Consider the following 16661-nt stretch of genomic DNA (forward strand, 5'->3'; position numbering starts at 1 on the left):
AGGTACGGTGTATAAAGCCGGTGTGCCCGTTGTGTAAAATTGTGTAATCCCCACGTATTTTTTACGACACTTGTGTAAGCGTGGTAAGGTGGAATTACAGGATGTTTCCGTCAACCATCACCAGTTTCCGGTCGGCCATATCGGCGAGTTCTTCGTTGTGCGTTACGATGACAAAGGTTTGCTGAAACTCATCGCGTAGTTTAAAGAACAACCGGTGCAGATGTTCCGCCGATTCCGAATCGAGGTTACCGCTGGGCTCATCCGCAAATATAATATCCGGGTTGTTGATCAGCGCTCTGGCTACGGCTACACGTTGTTGTTCTCCTCCGGAGAGCTCCTTTGGCTTGTGTTCGTAACGATGCGAAAGATGGAGGAAGTCCAGGAGTTCCCGGGCTCTTTCTTCCGACTCCTTCTTGGGTTTCCCTGCTATATAGGCGGGTATGCAAACATTTTCTACGGCTGTAAATTCGGGAAGCAACTGGTGGAACTGAAAGATAAACCCGATATGAGTATTGCGGAAACGAGCCAGTTTTTTTGCATTGAGCTGTTCGATGTTCACCCCGTTGATAACGAGACTGCTCTCCCTGTTTTTGTTCATACGTTCCAGGGTACCAAGTATCTGGAGCAAGGTTGTTTTTCCGGCGCCCGAAGCCCCGACTATGGAAACGACTTCACCTTTTTCGATATGGAGATCCACCCCTTTGAGTACTTCGAGGTCGCCGAAGCTTTTATAAATGTTTTCCGCTTTGATCATAATCATTCTTTTCTGTAGCACATGTTCCTCACCGGACATCGGGTTGCAGTAAGGCCCAAAAATAGCTTTTCTATGGGAGTTGTGGGAAAATTTGCAAATGAATTTTTATTCTTACCTTTAATTTTAATATGCAAAAAACGGATATGAAGGACAAGATATTATCAGAGGCCATATTTGCCGGAGGATGTTTTTGGTGTACGGAGGCTGTCTTCAGAAGATTGAAAGGTGTAAAAAGCGTAGAGTCGGGCTATACGGGCGGGCACATCAAAAACCCGGCCTATCGGGAAGTCTGTACGGGACGGACGGGACATGCCGAGGGCATACGGATTTCGTATGATCCCGAAGTTATAGGGTATAAAGAACTCCTGGAAGTTTTTTTTGCTACGCACGATCCCACGACACGGAACAGACAGGGCAATGATGTGGGAACCCAATACCGGTCTGCGGTTTTCTATAAAGATGAACAGCAGCAGCAACATGCACGCTCATACATCCGGAAGCTTCGTCATGAAGGTATTGCTGTGGTCACTGAAGTTACGGAAGCCGGCCCTTTTTATGTGGCAGAAGCAGATCACCAGGAGTACTATGACCGCAATAGTTCACAGCCTTATTGCCAGGTGGTTATCAACCCCAAATTGAAAAAAATGGAGCAGTTGCACAACGACAAACTGAACAGGGATTAAGAAGCTATGATACCGTTGGAGGATATAGCATACCTGAAAGAGGGCAGTGCGCTTCAACAGCGGGCCTACCGGGTACTTGTCCGGCATAAAATACTATCTCTGCTGGAGGGTTTTACGCCTGTACTGGCCGGTACGATTCCTATTGGTGTTGCTTTGGAAAATAGTGATCTTGATGTCCTTTGCTGCTGGAAAAGCAGTAAAGACTTTACGGAGTGCCTGGAAAAATATTTCGGCGCGTACCCCGGGTTCCGGCTCCGGCAGGTGTTCAAGAAAGGCAGAGAGACGGTAATAGCTGATTTTGTGGTAGATGGTGTTTCCGTGGAAATTTTTGGCCAACAAATACCGGTGGTGGAGCAGGAAGCATACATCCATAGGATAGCAGAAGAGTATTTGCTGAAGGAAAAAGGAGAAGGTTTCCGTAATGCCGTGCTGAAACTGAAAAAAGAAGGTCTGAAAACCGAACCGGCTTTCGGGGTTTTATTGGAAATGGAAAGCGATCCGTACGATACTTTGTTGGAATACGGAAAAAAGATACGGAACATAGAACAGGAAAAATAATTTAATAAAGAAGCTAATAATGGGCTATAAGAGGTTTGAAGAATACAATCTGAAAGTAACCGATGAAATTAAGGGAAGTTATAACACCATCCTGAACGAGCTGGGAGAAGACCCCGGTCGCGAGGGGCTACAAAAAACTCCGGAGAGGGCAGCCAAGGCCATGCAGTATCTTACGCAGGGCTATCATCAGGATGCGGCACGGATTTTGAAGAGTGCTATGTTTAAGGAAGGTTATAACGATATGGTTGTCGTGAAGGATATAGAGCTTTATTCGTTATGCGAACACCACATGCTGCCCTTTTTCGGAAAGGCTCATGTGGCGTATATTCCCGACGGACAGATCGTTGGGTTGAGTAAGATACCCAGGGTGGTCGATGTGTTTGCACGGCGTTTGCAGGTACAGGAAAGGCTTACCCATGATATCCTGGAATGTATAAACAATACGCTGAAACCCCAGGGGGTAGCGGTAGTTATTGAGGCCGCACACATGTGTATGATGATGCGTGGCATTCAGAAACAGAATTCGGTAACGACCACTTCCGGGTTCAGGGGCGTATTCGAAAAAGTAGAGACACGAACGGAGTTTTTAAGGTTGATAGGGAGCGACCTCTCCTGATACCCGGACAGTCGCCCGGCATCATACCTTCTTTTGCCTACGGCAGAAAACAGAAAATGTATATGCACCAGGAGTGTGAATAAAAACAGATACGGATATGATTGATAAGAGTGACGGAAAATATAAAAAACTGGCCCTGGGGCTCGTTTTTGATGCGGTGGGATATTTGTCGTATATGATTCCCGGTTTCGGGGAATTTACCGATGTTATCTGGGCCCCGGTATCAGCGTGGCTGATATCCAGGATGTACAAGGGACAGACCGGAAAAATAGCCGCCATTATATCGCTGATCGAAGAGCTTTCGCCGGGACTGGACGTCGTGCCGACGTTTACCCTGACATGGTTTTATGTATATGTCTTTAAAAAAGATGCGCTTCCCGGGGCAAAAGAGGATCGGAAAATAACGCCCGGAACTTCTCCTGACCGTCATTAACAGGCAGGTGGAGCTCGTATAACAGGTATTGTTATCGATGAGATAAATAACTAAGCCCGGGCCCTGTTCCGGTTTCCTGGACGGAAGCAGGACCCTTTTATATAGTTATGAGAAAAGTAATATGGGCTTAGTGTTTATGTTTTACATGGCGGAGATATTTCCAGTTATAAAAATGGGCGATCGCAATACAGAGCGCGCCAATGGGAGTGAGAATAGCTTCCCAGAGGAAGTGTACCTCAAACCGGCTCAGCACTATGAGCAGGAAACCGGAAACGGCAAGCTGCAGCGGTCTTTTCCGGTGATGATGTTTCGTATAAGAAGGCCATAAAGACAATAAGGCCAGTACAAGTCCGATGCCTATAAAACTCCATTCGATGAGCGGGTGGGCGAGGAAAGCAAGCGCCCCCAATGTCGAAAACGCCAGGAGCAAAGGGACAACTGCGCAATGAACGGCGCATAAAAACGATGCGGAAAAACCGAGATAATCATACCAGCTTTGGTAACCTGCCTTGTTGAAATTCATAAATGCTACTTTGTTGCAAATGTAGTGCAAAAAAATATAAATGCTACACAATTGCATTAATAAAAGTGTTTTTTATCTTTGTTATCCAAAATAAACCGTAATGATCGCTACAAAAAATCTCCGTTTCAGTTATGATGAGGAGCACTATTTTACATTCCCCGATATTGTCGTATCCAAGAAAGGGCACCTGCTTATTCTGGGCGATTCCGGGGTGGGGAAAACTACATTTTTACACCTTCTCGCAGGTTTGCTGAAACCCGGGGCCGGAGAGATCAAAATAGGGGATACGGATATTGCGCGCCTTTCCCATCGAAAACTGGACAAATTCCGGGGCAGACACATCGGGATTGTCTTTCAGAAGGCACAGTTTATCCGTGCACTTACCGTGGAGGAAAACCTGTTGCTTATTCAGAACCTCTCCGGTACCGGGCAGGATAAAAAACGGGTACGGGAAATCCTGGAGCGGCTCCATATAGGGCATAAGGCTGCAGAAAAAGTGTCGAATCTCAGCGAGGGACAGAAACAGCGTGTATCCATAGCTGCTGCACTGGTTAATAATCCTGATGTGATTCTGACCGACGAACCCACATCGAGCCTGGACGATAAAAACTGTGCTGTGGTAACCGAGCTACTCAAAGAACAGGCGGCACAGACCAATGCGAGCCTTGTGGTTATTACCCACGATCACCGATTAGCATCACAATTTTCCAATAGCATCCGGTTATGAATATATACAGATTAGGTATTAAAAATGCCCTGGCGAACCCGTTGAGTACAGTATTGAGTGTGTTGCTGCTGCTGTTGAGCATAGGGTTGATCTCCCTGATGTTTCAGGTCACCAGGCAACTCGATAATAAACTCGAAAAGAACATACGTGGTATCGATATGGTCGTAGGTGCCAAGGGGAGTCCCCTGCAACTGGTGCTGTCTTCCGTGTTACATATCGACGTTCCTACGGGAAATATCCGGTTGAAAGAGGCAGAGCGCCTGTCGCGCAACCGTTTGGTGAAAAAGGCTATACCGGTTTCTTACGGAGATAACTACAAAGGATACCGAATACTGGGTACCGACAAAGATTTCCTGCGGTTGTACAAAACAGAACTGGCTGTAGGGAGCGTATGGGAAAAACCCTTTGAAGTGGTACTGGGTGCTACTGTGGCCGACAAATTACAGCTTTCCGTGGGCAGTACGTTTTCCGGGTCGCACGGATTAATGGAGAATAGTGCCGAAGCCCACGATCATCATCCTTTTATGGTTGTAGGAATCCTGAAGCCTTCCAATTCCGTAACGGATCAGCTCATCATCTGTAATCTCGAAAGCGTTTGGATGGTTCACGATCATGGTCATGAAGCCGAAGCGGCGGAGGAGGATCATGAGCATCACGGGGAAGAAGAGCACCATCATGAAGTCCATGACGCCCATGACGAACGGGAGATTACCGCGTTGCTGGTACAGTTCCGAAATCCCATGGCTATGGTAACGCTGCCCCGGACGATCAATGAAAATACCAATATGCAGGCCGCATTACCCAATTACGAAATAGAGCGGCTGTCCAACCTGCTCAGTGCGGGGAGCAAGGCCATCACACTCATTGCTGTGGTGATTATGCTGGTGTCCGGTATCAGCATATTCGTCAACCTGTACAAGGCGGTCCGTGAGCGTAAATACGAAATGGCATTGCTCCGGACCTATGGGGCCTCGCGTATACAATTACTGCGCTCTGTAATGGTAGAAGGTTTGCTGATAGGAATCACCGGTTTTATAGCAGGGATATTGTTGAGCAGATTAGGAATATACGTGCTTGGCGGTTTTATAGAAGACAGTTATAAATACACCCTGGGAGATGCCGGAATTATGAAAGAGGAGGTCTTTTTGTTTATTTTTACCATATTATTGACGATATTTGCTACGATATTGGCGGCTGTGCCCGTCTTCTATCTCAATGTATCTAAAATTTTGGCAGGTGATGATTAGGAATGCGTTTTTGACTGTTGTATTTGGTCTGTGCCTACTTTTTTCGGTAGCGGCACAGGAAAAAGTAACATGGAAAGATCTGGCCGATGTAAATTTTACGTCCAAGTATTTCGATGCTACAGATGAATATTTTCTGGTACCCGATTTCGGGAAAAGTGTGAAAGAACTCGAAGGTAAAGAAATATCCATTACCGGTTATTTTTTAAGCCTTTCCCCCGAGGATGGGATTTATATGCTTTCCCAGAACCCTATGGCTTCCTGTTTTTTCTGTGGTGGCGGCGGACCGGAATCGGTAATGGAAGTAAAGTTTACCAATACACCCGCTTTTAAGACCGATGAAGTGGTTACGGTAACCGGAAAGCTGAAACTGAATGCGGACGATGTCAATCATTGCAATTATATCGTTACCGGCGCAAGCGGTTTTGCTTTGTAGACCGATCATCCCGAAGTTATATCAATAAAAAAATGAAATTATGAGTGCAGCTATGACACCGGTGAACAAAGACATAGAAAACCTGCTGAGGTCACATCGTTTGAAACGGACTTCTGCGCGTATGGAAATATTATCACTATTGCTCGGGAGCAGTCACACCATATCCTATAATGATATCAGTGATGCACTGGGAGATAATTTTGATAAATCGACGGTCTACAGAACACTGAACAGTTTTGAGGAAAAAGGGATTATCCATGCTGTGAACGATGGTACGGGAGGTATAAAATATGCTGTAACCCGCGAAGAAGGCCGGGAAGCACATGTGCATTTCAAATGCGACAACTGTTCGCAGACCTATTGTCTTCCGGATACTAAAATTCCGAATGTCAAGGCACCCCGCGGGTTTGTTATAAAAAACTCTTCATTGCTGATAAACGGTACCTGCAAATACTGTTCTTAAGACTTCGGAAGTATAAACCCCAGTCCCATTCTGCGGAGCATCTTTTTTTCGAAATCCCAGAAAAAACGAAACTGGCCGAAAAGCCATCCGAAAATCACGAGAAGTACCTGGTAAACAGGGAAAATAAGAACAATACGCAGGGTCCAGTACAACGCCGCATGCATATTTCCTTCATGCATTTCAAAAAATGTAAGGAGAGGTCCTGCAAGCTTCGCAGAAGACGAACCGGTAAGCGCGAAGACCACAAATATGATGAAAAGCTGGAAGTTCGACTCCACTCCCCACCGCTTTTTTAATTTCTCCATGTCCTGTTATTTAGACGTTGCAAAGATAAGCAACAAAAACGATCTTAAGATCAGATTCTCGGAATAAAACCGGCCAGCCGCTGGTTGTATTTCCGTTGGAAATAGATAAAATAATTGTAGAGTTTATAATTGACTTCATACCCGTAATCGGTTTGGGGGTCGTAATCGATCTGAAGCGTGTACAGATCCGGATCATAGCGAAAAGGTTGTGTCACACGCTGGTTCCAGCTGATGACGTATATCTGATTGCGGTTTTCGAGAAACTGTTGTGAATAATACCCTTCCGGGCGGGCTACACTGTGCAGCCATGCGTCGAATCCGGGCTCGATGATAATAATTTCGTATTCCAGGCTGTCGTTGGCAATAGCTACCGTATCATTGCCCTTACTGTTGAAAATGTCCGATTCTCCGGAGGTATAAGCGACCTTTCCGGACTGACAGGCCATGATAAAGCTCAAAACAAGGATGGCGAGTCCGCTGTACATATAAATTTTCTTCATTCTATTAAAGATAGGAAAAATATAAACATCCGTTCATCTTCTGATCCGGTTTCTTTTGCAGGCAGATCGTATTACAACATAGTTCCTGCTACCGCAACGAGGTTTCTCAATTCGTAAAGGGAGACAGAGGAGTGGCCTTTACGGATCAGAAGGTGTGTCTTACGGGCAATTTTGTTGAGTTTTTGGCAGGTAGTCCCATCGGTTTGCCCCTGAGTGGCTTTTGTGATGTAGTGGCTGTACATCAGCTCCTGTAATTCGGCGCGTAGTTTTTCCGTTAACAGATGCAATTCTTTGATCCGGGTGATGCGGCGTGGTTTTTCAGTACCGGAATAAGAGATGGGGGGCAGGGTGATATGATCAAGGCGGTCTGCTGCGTTCGCGGCTGCCCTGCTTCCTATAACCACAGCTTCAAGCAGCGAGTTGGATGCCAGCCGGTTGGCTCCGTGAAGACCGCTGCAGGCACACTCGCCATTGGCATACAGGTGGTCTACCGAAGTTTTGCCTTCCGTATCGATGAGGATACCACCACATTGGTAATGAGCTGCCGGCCGTATCGGTACAGGGCTTTCCGAAAGGTTGTAGCCTGCTTTCCTGCAATGCGCTGCGATATGTGGGAACGAGATCCGGAACATATCCGTGTCCAGATGACGGCAATCGAGAAATACACGGTTTCCCCGCCTGAATTCCGTGAGTATTGCCGCGCTGACCACATCGCGGGTGGCCAGCTCTCCGTCGGGATGATAGGTAAACAGAAACCGTTTTCCCTGTGTGTCGATAATATGGGCACCGAATCCTCTTACCGCTTCCGAAACCAGGAAAACCGGGTTTTGTGTTCCTTCATGTAAGGTTGTGGGGTGAAACTGGTAGAAAGACATATCGTGTATCCTGGCCCCGGCTCTCATGGCCATGGCTACACCGTCACCGGTAGCGATCAAAGGGTTTGTCGTAGTACCGAATACCTGCCCGCTGCCGCCTGTAGCCAAAAAGGTAAGCCGGGCATAACAATATCCGGTGTCCTCACTTCCGGATTGGAGATAACGGATACCCAGACAGCGGTTGTCTTTTACGATAAGATCTTTAACGAATACCCGGGAGTGAAAAACGATGTTTTTAAATTCTCCCGCTTTCCGTAACAAGGCCTCCAGGATACTTAGCCCGGTCTGATCCCTGCAATGCAGGATACGGTGCCTGCAATGACCGCCTTCCCGCCCCAGTTCCAGGTTTCCTTTGCTGTCGCGGTCAAAAGAGACGCCCCACCGGGAAAGTCGTGCAATCTGTTCGGGTGCCGAGCCGATAATAGTGCGGACCACCTGCTCATTACAAAGACCCCGACCCGCGCGAAGGGTATCCCTGATATGATTTTCGAAAGAATCCCCAATGAGGTCTGTTACCGACGCTATACCTCCCTGGGCATACCGGGTATTGGTTTCTTTTATTTCTCCCTTGGTACAGATGTATATGGAAATATCGGGGCGGAGCTCTGCGAGTTCAAGAGCAAAAGTTAACCCGGCAATACCGGACCCCAGTATGAATACGTCGCACGATCTCATAGTGTTATGGTGAAATTTTAAATATTTTTTCTATAGGCCGCAGTGCATTTTTCAGGAGTGTTTCTTCGAGCTGGACTTCGGGTGATTCGTCTGCCAGGCAGCGGTAAAGCTTTTCGAGGGTGTTCAGTTTCATGTAAGCACATTCACTACAGGCACAACTGTTATTTTCTTCAGGAGGTAAGGGGATAAACTGCTTATGCGGAGCGTCGTTTTCCAGTTGATGGATAATTCCGGCTTCTGTTCCGATAATAAAGGTTTCGGCTTCTTGGGTCCTGACGTATTCCCGTATTTGCGCAGTCGAACCTATAAAATGTGCGATGCGGAGGATGGCAGCTTCCGATTCGGGATGCGCAACGACTTTGGCCTGCGGATATTTTCGGTGAAGCTGTATTAGTTTTTCCAGGGAAAAGGCCTCGTGTACCATACACGAACCGTCCCATAAAACCATGTCGCGTCCCGTAACCTTGCACAGATAGGCTCCGAGGTTCTTATCCGGTACAAAAATAATAGGTTGATCTTCGGGGATGGCACGGATGATGTTTTCGGCATTTGAAGAGGTACATACATAGTCGCTCATAGCCTTGATCGCTGCTCCCGTATTGATGTAGCTCACTACCATGTGATCCGGGAAAAGCGCTTTGAAGCTGGCAAAATCTTCGGGTTTGCAATGATCGGCGAGAGAACATCCGGCTTCGGGGTCGGGGAGAAGTACACGTTTGTCGGGATTCAGGATTTTTGCGGTTTCCGCCATAAAACGGACGCCTGCAAAAACGATGGTGCCGGCTGTAGTCTTTGAGGCAACCCTGGCCAGTTCCAGACTGTCTCCTACGAAATCCGCAATATCCTGTATGGCTTTCTCCTGGTAACAATGGGCGAGGAGTATGGCATTTTTCTCATCGAGTAGTTTTCTGATCCGGGCACGGTAAAAGTCCTGGTTTTGCATAAATTGGTGTTTTTTGCAGTATTACAGACAGACAAAAGTAACCGCTGTATGATGTGCAGATTATGACATGTGTCATGTTTTGCTTTACAGGGTGTTTTTATATTTGTCTGAAGAAAAAGATATCCGATACGGTATAAACTATATATAAAATGACAAAAGCGCATATTATCCGGGACAGTGCGGAAAAAGGTATTTCTTACGAGGCTTATGGTCTGTTGTTAAAAGAGCTCTCCGACACAGGCAAGACGACAGGACCCGACCAAAGCCCCGAACTGGTGGGGTTTACCAAACTTAATGCCAGCAGAATGCGCCGGCTGGATAAGAAGGTCGTTGTGCCGTCTGAAGCTATTCGTACCTTGCGGACTTGTATCCGTGAACCCCAGTTGTGGCTTGTTATTACCGAAAGCTGGTGCGGAGATGCTGCACAAACCATTCCCGTATTGCACCGTGTAACGGAAGCGGTGCCGGATGTCAGACTTCAGATGGTTATGCGAGATGAAAATCCCGGGCTGACCGATCTTTTCCTCACCGGTGGGGCCCGGTCTATTCCGAAACTTATTATACTCAACCGCGATTTCCGGGTATTGCATACCTGGGGGCCACGTTCGGTAAAAGCGACTACTATCGTGGAGACTTACAGGAAAGAGCACGGCAAAATAGATGCAGCCCTGAAAGAGTCTCTGCAAATATGGTACAACCGGGATATGGGGCAGGCCATAATAGAAGACCTGGTGCAGTTGCTCTGCATACCTTGTACCGAAAGTAAATGATGAGAACTACAGCATGATGAAACGTCTGGTCATAAAGAGAAACGGTGCGTATGTGAAGTTCGAAGCACATAAGGTCCGTACGGCTATAGAAAAAGCTTATGCGAGTGTAAGCAGAAGCCCTGATACGGAAGTTATAGAAGGGCTGCTGAAGCAGCTCGAAACGACCGATATTATGGTCGTCGAGGATATACAGGACAGGATTGAAAAGGCGTTGTATACGGCAGGACATTTTGAGGTGATGCGTTCTTTTATGCGCTACAGACATACCCGTAAAATGCAGCGGGAACACACCTGTGGACTACGGGAATACACCACCTATGTCGATAGTTCGCAGACTATTGCCGAGTATATCGAAGAAACCGACTGGCGCATACAGGCCAATGCCAATACTTCATATTCCAATGCAGGCCTTGTAAACAACGTGGCTGGAAAATTAATCGCCAATTACTGGCTGGATGAAGTATATTCCGAAGAAGAAGGGCAGTCTCATCGTAACGGCGATCTCCATATTCACGATCTGGATTGTCTCACGGGGTATTGTGCGGGCTGGAGTTTACGAGTCCTGCTCAACGAAGGTTTTAACGGGGTTCGTGGCAGGGTAGAGAGCAGGCCGCCCCATCATTTCAGGGAAGCCCTGGGACAGATGGCTAATTTTCTCGGAATATTACAAAGCGAATGGGCAGGTGCACAAGCGTTCAGCTCTTTTGATACCTATCTTGCCCCCTATGTTTTTAAAGATAGGCTTGATTATGAAAGTGTACGCAAAGCCATCCGGAGTTTTGTATATAACCTGAATGTTCCGGCCCGCTGGGGACAATCTCCTTTTACCAATATCACACTCGACTGGGTGGTCCCCGAAGATCTGAGCATGCAGACCCCGATGCGGGGAGATCGTCATCTCTTCGAAGGTGATGAACATGAAGCGTTACGGATCAGGGCCAAAGCACGGGGAGCCGAAAGGCCGACCGATTTGCAATACAGGCATTTCCTCGAAGAGATGCAAATGATCAATAAGGCATATTACCAGGTGATGACCGAAGGAGATGCCGGAGGACAACCTTTTACCTTTCCCATTCCTATGGTGAATATCACCGAAGATTTTGACTGGTACGGAGAAAATACGGATCTGCTTTTTGAAAATACCGCCAGAATGGGAACCTCTTATTTTCAGAACTTCATAGGAAGCCAGTACCTTACCGACCAGAATGGAAACAAGGTGCGCAACCCCGAAGCGTATCAGCCCAATGCAGTAAGGAGTATGTGTTGCCGTTTGCAACTCGATCTCCGTGAATTGCTGAAAAGGGGAAATGGCTTGTTCGGGAGTGCGGAAATGACAGGTAGTATCGGAGTGGTGACCATAAATATGGCCAGGCTGGGATACCTGTATCCCGGAAGAAAAAAGCAATGCTATCGCGCACTCGATCGTCTGCTGAGAATCGCGAGTTCCACACTGGAGAAAAAAAGGGTATTTATACAGGAGATGTACGACAGGGGACTGTACCCGTATACCAGACGTTATTTGCAGCATTTTCGCAATCATTTCTCGACTATCGGCGTGAACGGTATCAACGAAATGGTACGTAATTATACAGGAGATCAGTACGATCTGACCACGACTTACGGCCATACCATGGCCTCCGAAGTCCTGGAGTATATCCGAAAGCGTTTGCAGGAGTTCCAGGAAGCTACCGGCAATCTCTATAATCTGGAAGCAACTCCTGCGGAAGGTACTACATACAGGTTTGCCAGGGAAGACGTAAAGCGCTTCCCGGATATTCTACAGGCGGGGACCCCGGAAAATCCGTATTACACCAACAGCTCGCAATTGCCGGTAGATTTTACCGATGATCCTTTCGAAGCATTATTGATGCAGGACGGGTTGCAATGCAAATATACCGGGGGCACCGTATTGCACCTGTATATGAAAGAAAAAATAAGTTCTCCCGAAGCGTGCCGGCAGTTTGTAAAGACGGTACTTACCAATTTCAGGCTCCCCTATATAACGGTGACCCCGGTATTCAGTATCTGTCCGGTACACGGTTACCTGGACGGAGCATACGAGTTTTGTCCGATATGTGATGAGGAGTTGGAGGCAGCACGTGAAAAAAGAGAATATGCTGTCAAAAAATAACAGAAGCAGGGGTGTAAATATTATAAGCTATCGTTAATCTGCAAATGACAAAATGGTCGGGAGCCGGAAGCTTCCCTTAACTCATGCGCTGACCACTGAAAACAATGAATGAATACATAGAACTATGAATACAACTAAACTCAGTGCCGGAGACGAAGAAAGAACCCGTTGCCTGGTTTACACCAGGGTCATGGGATATCACAGACCTGTAGAAAGCTTTAATACCGGGAAAAAAGGTGAGCATCGGCAACGTACATATTTCAGCGAAAAGGCATAAGCCTATTTATGATGTAACCCCTTTTACATTAATGGACTACCCGGGACACACAGCCTGTATTGTTTGGTTTTCGGGATGTAACATGCGTTGTCCGTACTGCTACAATCCGGATATTGTGAAGCGTAAAGGAAGGCTCTCGGTCTCGGAAGTACTTACGTTTCTGGAAAAAAGACAAGGGTTGTTACAGGGGGTTGTGCTCAGTGGAGGGGAGTGCTTACTGCACCCGGCAGCCTTTGAAGTTGCTTCCCGCGCCAAAAAAATGGGATTTCTGGTCAAGGCCGATACCAATGGTAGTTGCCCTGAAATGCTAAAAAAATTATTGGACTGCTCCTTACTCGATGGCGTCTCTCTCGATTTTAAGGCATTGCCGGAGCGGGAAACAGCAGTTACGGGAAAGTCTTTTTTCAGTCATTTTTGCCGGTCTCTGGAATTACTGGTGTCTGCGGCAACAGACTTTGAGGTACGCACTACCATACACAGCTCCCTGTTGTCGGAGAATGACCTGTTGAAAATGGGGGCTTTTCTGTGGCATAGCGGGTACCGGGGCACATATTACCTGCAACGATTTATGAGTGGAGTAGATACGCTCGGATCGCTTCCTCCGGATGGAAATACGATTTCCGAAGCGTGTCTTTCGCGGTTTCCGTTAACTACCAAACTCAGGAATTGAGTTTTTAATTTTCATAAGTCCAGTCCAGTATGTTGCTGATCGCTTTTTTTATCCTTTCCTGGTCTTCTGTTCTATTGAAGTTCATTTCGCAGAAAGTGCTGTTATCTGCTTTGGCATGAAGTACGGTAAAATAGATGCCTCCCAAAAGCAGGGAAGCTACAGCACGGAGGTCGGTATCCGGTTTTCCGCTTTCCTCGAGTTCCTCATCAGCGAGGTGGAAGAAGGAATTACTGAGTTTCTCACGCTCCGTGCATATTTTGTTCATGATCTCATTACTCTCGCTGACTTGCCAGAGTACTACTTTCTGCATTTCGTCGTTATTCGATAAATATTCAAAAAGGCTTGTTAGCAGCGCTTCCAGAATTGACTTTGTGGATTTCGGTTTCTTTTCGCTTAATTTTTTTTCCGCATTTTCGGCTGCCGCAACCCAATAATCCTGTCCGGTAATATATATTCTGATGAGATTGTCGACAGATCCGAAATACAATGAGATAAGACGGCGGCTAAGGCCGGCAGTTTTGGCTATGTTGGTAGCTGTCAAACCGGTATATCCTTTGGTCTTGATAACTTTTCCGACAGCCTGAATTAACTTGGCTTTGGACCTTTCCTTATCGTTAGATACCCCCTTATACTTTTTTCGTACCATCAGAGAACATATTTGTAATGCTCAAAGTTAATTATTAACAATGATTTTTCATACTTATATGTAAGGAATAGTCATAAAAAATTTTATGTATGTCTTTCGTACTTAGATATTTTGAGTTTTTGATTCACATATTCGAAGGCGTTAAGGGCTTTGTCCAGATGTTCCCGGGTGTGTGTAGCCATGAGGCTGGTACGGATCCTGGCATCTTTACGGGAGACCCCCGGGTAAACGATACAGTTGGCGTAAACCCCGGCATCAAACAACAATCTTGCCGCCATGGCAGTTTTATGGGCATCTCCGATTTTAACGGGGATTATAGGAGATTCCGTGCTGCCTATATCGAGTTTCAGGTCGAGCAGCCCTTTTTTAAAATAGTCCGCATTTTTCGCGAGGGCATATCTCCAGTGTGGTTCTTCATCTATCAGGTCCATGGCTTTCAGCAAGCCCGCGGAAGCTGGGGTTGCGGTAGAGGAAAAAACCTGCTGTCGTGATTGAAATTTGAGATAATTGGCTATCTCGGGACGGCTCACTATAAAACCACCGATATGGCCAAAAGCTTTACTGAGTGTCCCGGAAATAATATCTACCTTGTCCAGGAGTCCGAAATGTTCGATACATCCCCTGCCGTTTTTTCCGATAACCCCTATGCCATGTGCATCATCGACCATCAGATAGGCCCCGTACTGTTTGGTCAATGCATATATTTCGTCCATTCTGGCAAAATCCCCATCCTGGGAGTAGACCCCGTCTATAATGACTAACCGGGTGAGATACCGGGATTGTGATTCTTTGAGCGCACGTTCCAGGCGGTCTGTATGATTATGAGGGAACCGCTTGATATTGGTGTGTAAGAGTCCTTCGTATATGCTGGCGTGTACGGCCATATCTACGATAGCACAATCTTTTTCCCCCAATAGTGCAAGTAATGTTGCACTGTTGGCCGTATACCCTGTAGTATAGACAATACTGGACTCCTTCGGGCGGCCGAAAAAGGCAGATATCTTATTCTCAAGTTCCAGATGGTAGGTGTGGTAGCCGCCGATCAGGGGAGAAGCCCCAGCTCCGGTTCCGTAATCCGCTATCCCCTTAATGGCGGCAGCTTTTACCTCCGGATGCTGTGTAAAATTGAGGTAATCATTAGATACCAGGCTCACACATTCTTTCGGGGCGTCATGATACGGAGAACGCACTTCTATGCTGGGACCGCAACCGTTGGTGACAAAACGAAAGTTCATCTGCCCGTCGGTATGCATAAAATCCGTAAAATCTTTGAAAATGCCGGCTCTTTGAAAAACGTCAAGATCCGGAATAGACTCGAAGTCCTTGAAGCTTGCCTTGCTGAAGGTAATATTGTGTTTGTCAGACATAATGCAATAGTATTACTAAGTTGTTATTGTGGTTTACTCAAAGATATAATATAAAATTCCCAATAGCGGGAAAGTTTTCTGTAGCGTACTATTTTTTTAATGTAAAAAAGCTCCCGTAAATTTTCCCGATAACGGGAAAATTTGTAATTTTGGACCATTATTAAGGTTGGTTTAGACTTAATGTGTTGTTATTTAGGTTTTTAGTATAGCATAATGCGCTGCAATGCTCGCCGAAAGGATGGAGGTCCTGGATGCATCGTTTTTTATTTCGGATGTGTTGATTTAACTGAGAGTAGTTTTGGAGGTTTGACACAGACAACGGAGGAGTACAGCGTACACGGCGATGTGAAGAATAATATTATGGGGGTAAATGGTATTATTTGGGGATCATTGCAGCATCATTATATATGCTGCAGATTCATGCAGGATATCAAAAGAATATAATCTTTTCATCTCTGTTTTTAAGAGAGAAAGAACGATTTATTTCTTAACACTTTAATTTGTTATGGTTACATTGGGGCTGTTATTTCATATAACAGCCTCGTGTGTTTTTATAAACGACTGTAAACAAGTTTTTTATTCACAATGTAATCTGGATCATTCCTATTTTGTTGTGACTACGCAATAATATTTACTTGATAGGGCCCTGGTTATTTCGTCGCCTATCGAAAAATGTACTATTCTCTTCTTCCGAAAAATAGAATGTGTAAGGAGTTGTTTGCGGTAGCCCGTTATATGTCCTATACTTTCCTTATATGTATGGTCACGGATCATTCCCATTTGTTGTGGACTACGCAAAAATTCTGGATAATCTAAATAGGAAAAACTCAGTATTCTTCACCCCTCTAAATTGAGCGCTAAAGGCTTTTATTTTGGCATTAAAGGATTCTGCTGAGGCATTGGTACTTCTGTTTACAAAGTAGTTTAGGATAGATCGATAATTCAAGCTGATGCTGTTGGCTACGGTTTGGAAGCTTTTAAACCCGGATTCTTCAACTTGCTTATACCAATGTGCTAATTTGGTATAGGCTATTTTTATATCTGTATTCTGGTTAAATATATTTC

21 protein-coding genes are annotated in these 16661 nt (G+C 46.0%); 12 read left to right on the forward strand and 9 right to left on the reverse strand.

Annotated elements, in window-relative coordinates:
- Positions 1–94: 94 nt before the first annotated feature.
- Complete coding sequence (locus BT112_RS19995) at positions 95–754, reverse strand: ABC transporter ATP-binding protein (RefSeq protein WP_072319258.1); 660 nt, start codon at positions 752–754, stop codon at positions 95–97.
- Positions 755–897: 143 nt separating this feature from the next.
- Here BT112_RS19995 and msrA point away from each other — a divergent pair, with 143 nt between their 5' ends.
- The 4 genes from msrA to BT112_RS20015 all read left to right on the forward strand — a co-directional run bounded on the left by msrA (position 898) and on the right by BT112_RS20015 (position 3044).
- Positions 898–1437 carry a peptide-methionine (S)-S-oxide reductase MsrA gene (gene msrA / locus BT112_RS20000; protein ID WP_072319238.1) on the forward strand — a complete coding sequence of 180 codons (540 nt, stop codon included), beginning with the start codon at positions 898–900 and terminating at the stop codon, positions 1435–1437.
- 6 nt (positions 1438–1443) lie between these two features.
- Positions 1444–1995 (forward strand): DUF4269 domain-containing protein, encoded by a 552-nt coding sequence (locus BT112_RS20005; protein ID WP_072319239.1) that lies wholly within the window; start codon positions 1444–1446, stop codon positions 1993–1995.
- A gap of 19 nt (positions 1996–2014) precedes the next feature.
- On the forward strand, positions 2015–2611 hold the full coding sequence (gene folE / locus BT112_RS20010) for a GTP cyclohydrolase I FolE (protein WP_072319240.1): 597 nt from the start codon (positions 2015–2017) through the stop codon (positions 2609–2611).
- 97 nt (positions 2612–2708) lie between these two features.
- Entirely contained in the window at positions 2709–3044 is a 336-nt protein-coding gene (locus BT112_RS20015) for a hypothetical protein (RefSeq protein WP_072319241.1), read from the forward strand.
- Between the two features lie 127 nt (positions 3045–3171).
- Here BT112_RS20015 and BT112_RS20020 read toward each other — a convergent pair whose 3' ends face one another.
- Positions 3172–3567, reverse strand: coding sequence for a MerC domain-containing protein (locus BT112_RS20020; RefSeq protein ID WP_072319259.1), 396 nt, complete (start codon positions 3565–3567; stop codon positions 3172–3174).
- A 100-nt stretch (positions 3568–3667) separates the two neighbouring features.
- On the opposite strand from BT112_RS20020, the gene BT112_RS20025 reads away from it, so the two are divergent.
- The 4 genes from BT112_RS20025 to BT112_RS20040 are packed head-to-tail and all read left to right on the forward strand — an operon-like array spanning position 3668 to position 6437.
- On the forward strand, positions 3668–4294 hold the full coding sequence (locus BT112_RS20025; RefSeq protein WP_072319242.1) for an ABC transporter ATP-binding protein: 627 nt from the start codon (positions 3668–3670) through the stop codon (positions 4292–4294).
- Complete coding sequence (locus BT112_RS20030) at positions 4291–5541, forward strand: ABC transporter permease (RefSeq protein ID WP_072319243.1); 1251 nt, start codon at positions 4291–4293, stop codon at positions 5539–5541. Before BT112_RS20025 ends, BT112_RS20030 begins: the two co-directional genes overlap by 4 nt.
- Positions 5534–5974, forward strand: coding sequence for a hypothetical protein (locus tag BT112_RS20035; RefSeq protein ID WP_139276322.1), 441 nt, complete (start codon positions 5534–5536; stop codon positions 5972–5974). Before BT112_RS20030 ends, BT112_RS20035 begins: the two co-directional genes overlap by 8 nt.
- A 40-nt stretch (positions 5975–6014) precedes the next feature.
- Complete coding sequence (locus BT112_RS20040; protein ID WP_072319244.1) at positions 6015–6437, forward strand: Fur family transcriptional regulator; 423 nt, start codon at positions 6015–6017, stop codon at positions 6435–6437.
- On the opposite strand, the gene BT112_RS20045 is transcribed toward BT112_RS20040, so the two are convergent.
- The 4 genes from BT112_RS20045 to nadA all read right to left on the reverse strand — a co-directional run bounded on the left by BT112_RS20045 (position 6434) and on the right by nadA (position 9735).
- A complete protein-coding gene (locus tag BT112_RS20045) occupies positions 6434–6742 on the reverse strand; it encodes a DUF6787 family protein (RefSeq protein WP_072319245.1) in 309 nt (102 codons plus the stop codon). The two genes, BT112_RS20040 and BT112_RS20045, sit on opposite strands and share 4 nt — an antisense overlap.
- Before the next feature lie 50 nt (positions 6743–6792).
- Positions 6793–7242, reverse strand: coding sequence for a DUF6146 family protein (locus BT112_RS20050; protein ID WP_072319246.1), 450 nt, complete (start codon positions 7240–7242; stop codon positions 6793–6795).
- A gap of 71 nt (positions 7243–7313) precedes the next feature.
- Positions 7314–8792: an L-aspartate oxidase gene (nadB, locus tag BT112_RS20055; protein WP_072319247.1), complete on the reverse strand. Its 1479-nt coding sequence runs from the start codon at positions 8790–8792 to the stop codon at positions 7314–7316.
- Between the two features lie 4 nt (positions 8793–8796).
- Positions 8797–9735 (reverse strand): quinolinate synthase NadA, encoded by a 939-nt coding sequence (nadA, locus tag BT112_RS20060; protein WP_072319248.1) that lies wholly within the window; start codon positions 9733–9735, stop codon positions 8797–8799.
- 149 nt (positions 9736–9884) lie between these two features.
- On the opposite strand from nadA, the gene BT112_RS20065 reads away from it, so the two are divergent.
- The 4 genes from BT112_RS20065 to BT112_RS20080 all read left to right on the forward strand — a co-directional run bounded on the left by BT112_RS20065 (position 9885) and on the right by BT112_RS20080 (position 13583).
- Positions 9885–10505: a thioredoxin family protein gene (locus BT112_RS20065; protein WP_072319249.1), complete on the forward strand. Its 621-nt coding sequence runs from the start codon at positions 9885–9887 to the stop codon at positions 10503–10505.
- 13 nt (positions 10506–10518) lie between these two features.
- Complete coding sequence (locus tag BT112_RS20070) at positions 10519–12636, forward strand: ribonucleoside triphosphate reductase (protein WP_245777080.1); 2118 nt, start codon at positions 10519–10521, stop codon at positions 12634–12636.
- 124 nt (positions 12637–12760) lie between these two features.
- Complete coding sequence (nrdD, locus tag BT112_RS21695; RefSeq protein WP_072319250.1) at positions 12761–12913, forward strand: anaerobic ribonucleoside-triphosphate reductase; 153 nt, start codon at positions 12761–12763, stop codon at positions 12911–12913.
- Entirely contained in the window at positions 12873–13583 is a 711-nt protein-coding gene (locus tag BT112_RS20080; RefSeq protein ID WP_262507639.1) for an anaerobic ribonucleoside-triphosphate reductase activating protein, read from the forward strand. Before nrdD ends, BT112_RS20080 begins: the two co-directional genes overlap by 41 nt.
- A 4-nt stretch (positions 13584–13587) precedes the next feature.
- Here BT112_RS20080 and BT112_RS20085 read toward each other — a convergent pair whose 3' ends face one another.
- The 3 genes from BT112_RS20085 to BT112_RS20095 form a co-directional block, all read right to left on the reverse strand.
- Entirely contained in the window at positions 13588–14229 is a 642-nt protein-coding gene (locus BT112_RS20085; RefSeq protein ID WP_072319252.1) for a TetR/AcrR family transcriptional regulator, read from the reverse strand.
- A gap of 83 nt (positions 14230–14312) precedes the next feature.
- On the reverse strand, positions 14313–15596 hold the full coding sequence (locus BT112_RS20090; protein ID WP_072319253.1) for an aminotransferase class I/II-fold pyridoxal phosphate-dependent enzyme: 1284 nt from the start codon (positions 15594–15596) through the stop codon (positions 14313–14315).
- A 790-nt stretch (positions 15597–16386) separates the two neighbouring features.
- A partial coding sequence (locus BT112_RS20095; RefSeq protein WP_139276321.1) for a transposase occupies positions 16387–16661 on the reverse strand: 275 nt, incomplete at its 5' end.

Origin of the sequence: Sinomicrobium oceani, assembly GCF_900119185.1 — a bacterium.
GTDB classification, from domain to species: domain Bacteria; phylum Bacteroidota; class Bacteroidia; order Flavobacteriales; family Flavobacteriaceae; genus Sinomicrobium; species Sinomicrobium oceani.

Coding starts and splice junctions, on each gene's coding strand:
- folE (WP_072319240.1), top strand. CDS start 2,015: ATGGGCTATAAGAGGTTTGAAGAATACAATCTGAAAGTAACCGATGAA.
- BT112_RS20015 (WP_072319241.1), top strand. CDS start 2,709: ATGATTGATAAGAGTGACGGAAAATATAAAAAACTGGCCCTGGGGCTC.
- BT112_RS20085 (WP_072319252.1), bottom strand. CDS start 14,229: ATGGTACGAAAAAAGTATAAGGGGGTATCTAACGATAAGGAAAGGTCC.
- BT112_RS20050 (WP_072319246.1), bottom strand. CDS start 7,242: ATGAAGAAAATTTATATGTACAGCGGACTCGCCATCCTTGTTTTGAGC.
- msrA (WP_072319238.1), top strand. CDS start 898: ATGAAGGACAAGATATTATCAGAGGCCATATTTGCCGGAGGATGTTTT.
- BT112_RS20045 (WP_072319245.1), bottom strand. CDS start 6,742: ATGGAGAAATTAAAAAAGCGGTGGGGAGTGGAGTCGAACTTCCAGCTT.
- BT112_RS20020 (WP_072319259.1), bottom strand. CDS start 3,567: ATGAATTTCAACAAGGCAGGTTACCAAAGCTGGTATGATTATCTCGGT.
- nrdD (WP_072319250.1), top strand. CDS start 12,761: ATGAATACAACTAAACTCAGTGCCGGAGACGAAGAAAGAACCCGTTGC.
- nadB (WP_072319247.1), bottom strand. CDS start 8,792: ATGAGATCGTGCGACGTATTCATACTGGGGTCCGGTATTGCCGGGTTA.
- nadA (WP_072319248.1), bottom strand. CDS start 9,735: ATGCAAAACCAGGACTTTTACCGTGCCCGGATCAGAAAACTACTCGAT.
- BT112_RS20040 (WP_072319244.1), top strand. CDS start 6,015: ATGAGTGCAGCTATGACACCGGTGAACAAAGACATAGAAAACCTGCTG.
- BT112_RS19995 (WP_072319258.1), bottom strand. CDS start 754: ATGATCAAAGCGGAAAACATTTATAAAAGCTTCGGCGACCTCGAAGTA.
- BT112_RS20090 (WP_072319253.1), bottom strand. CDS start 15,596: ATGTCTGACAAACACAATATTACCTTCAGCAAGGCAAGCTTCAAGGAC.
- BT112_RS20035 (WP_139276322.1), top strand. CDS start 5,534: ATGATTAGGAATGCGTTTTTGACTGTTGTATTTGGTCTGTGCCTACTT.
- BT112_RS20005 (WP_072319239.1), top strand. CDS start 1,444: ATGATACCGTTGGAGGATATAGCATACCTGAAAGAGGGCAGTGCGCTT.
- BT112_RS20025 (WP_072319242.1), top strand. CDS start 3,668: ATGATCGCTACAAAAAATCTCCGTTTCAGTTATGATGAGGAGCACTAT.
- BT112_RS20070 (WP_245777080.1), top strand. CDS start 10,519: ATGATGAAACGTCTGGTCATAAAGAGAAACGGTGCGTATGTGAAGTTC.
- BT112_RS20030 (WP_072319243.1), top strand. CDS start 4,291: ATGAATATATACAGATTAGGTATTAAAAATGCCCTGGCGAACCCGTTG.
- BT112_RS20065 (WP_072319249.1), top strand. CDS start 9,885: ATGACAAAAGCGCATATTATCCGGGACAGTGCGGAAAAAGGTATTTCT.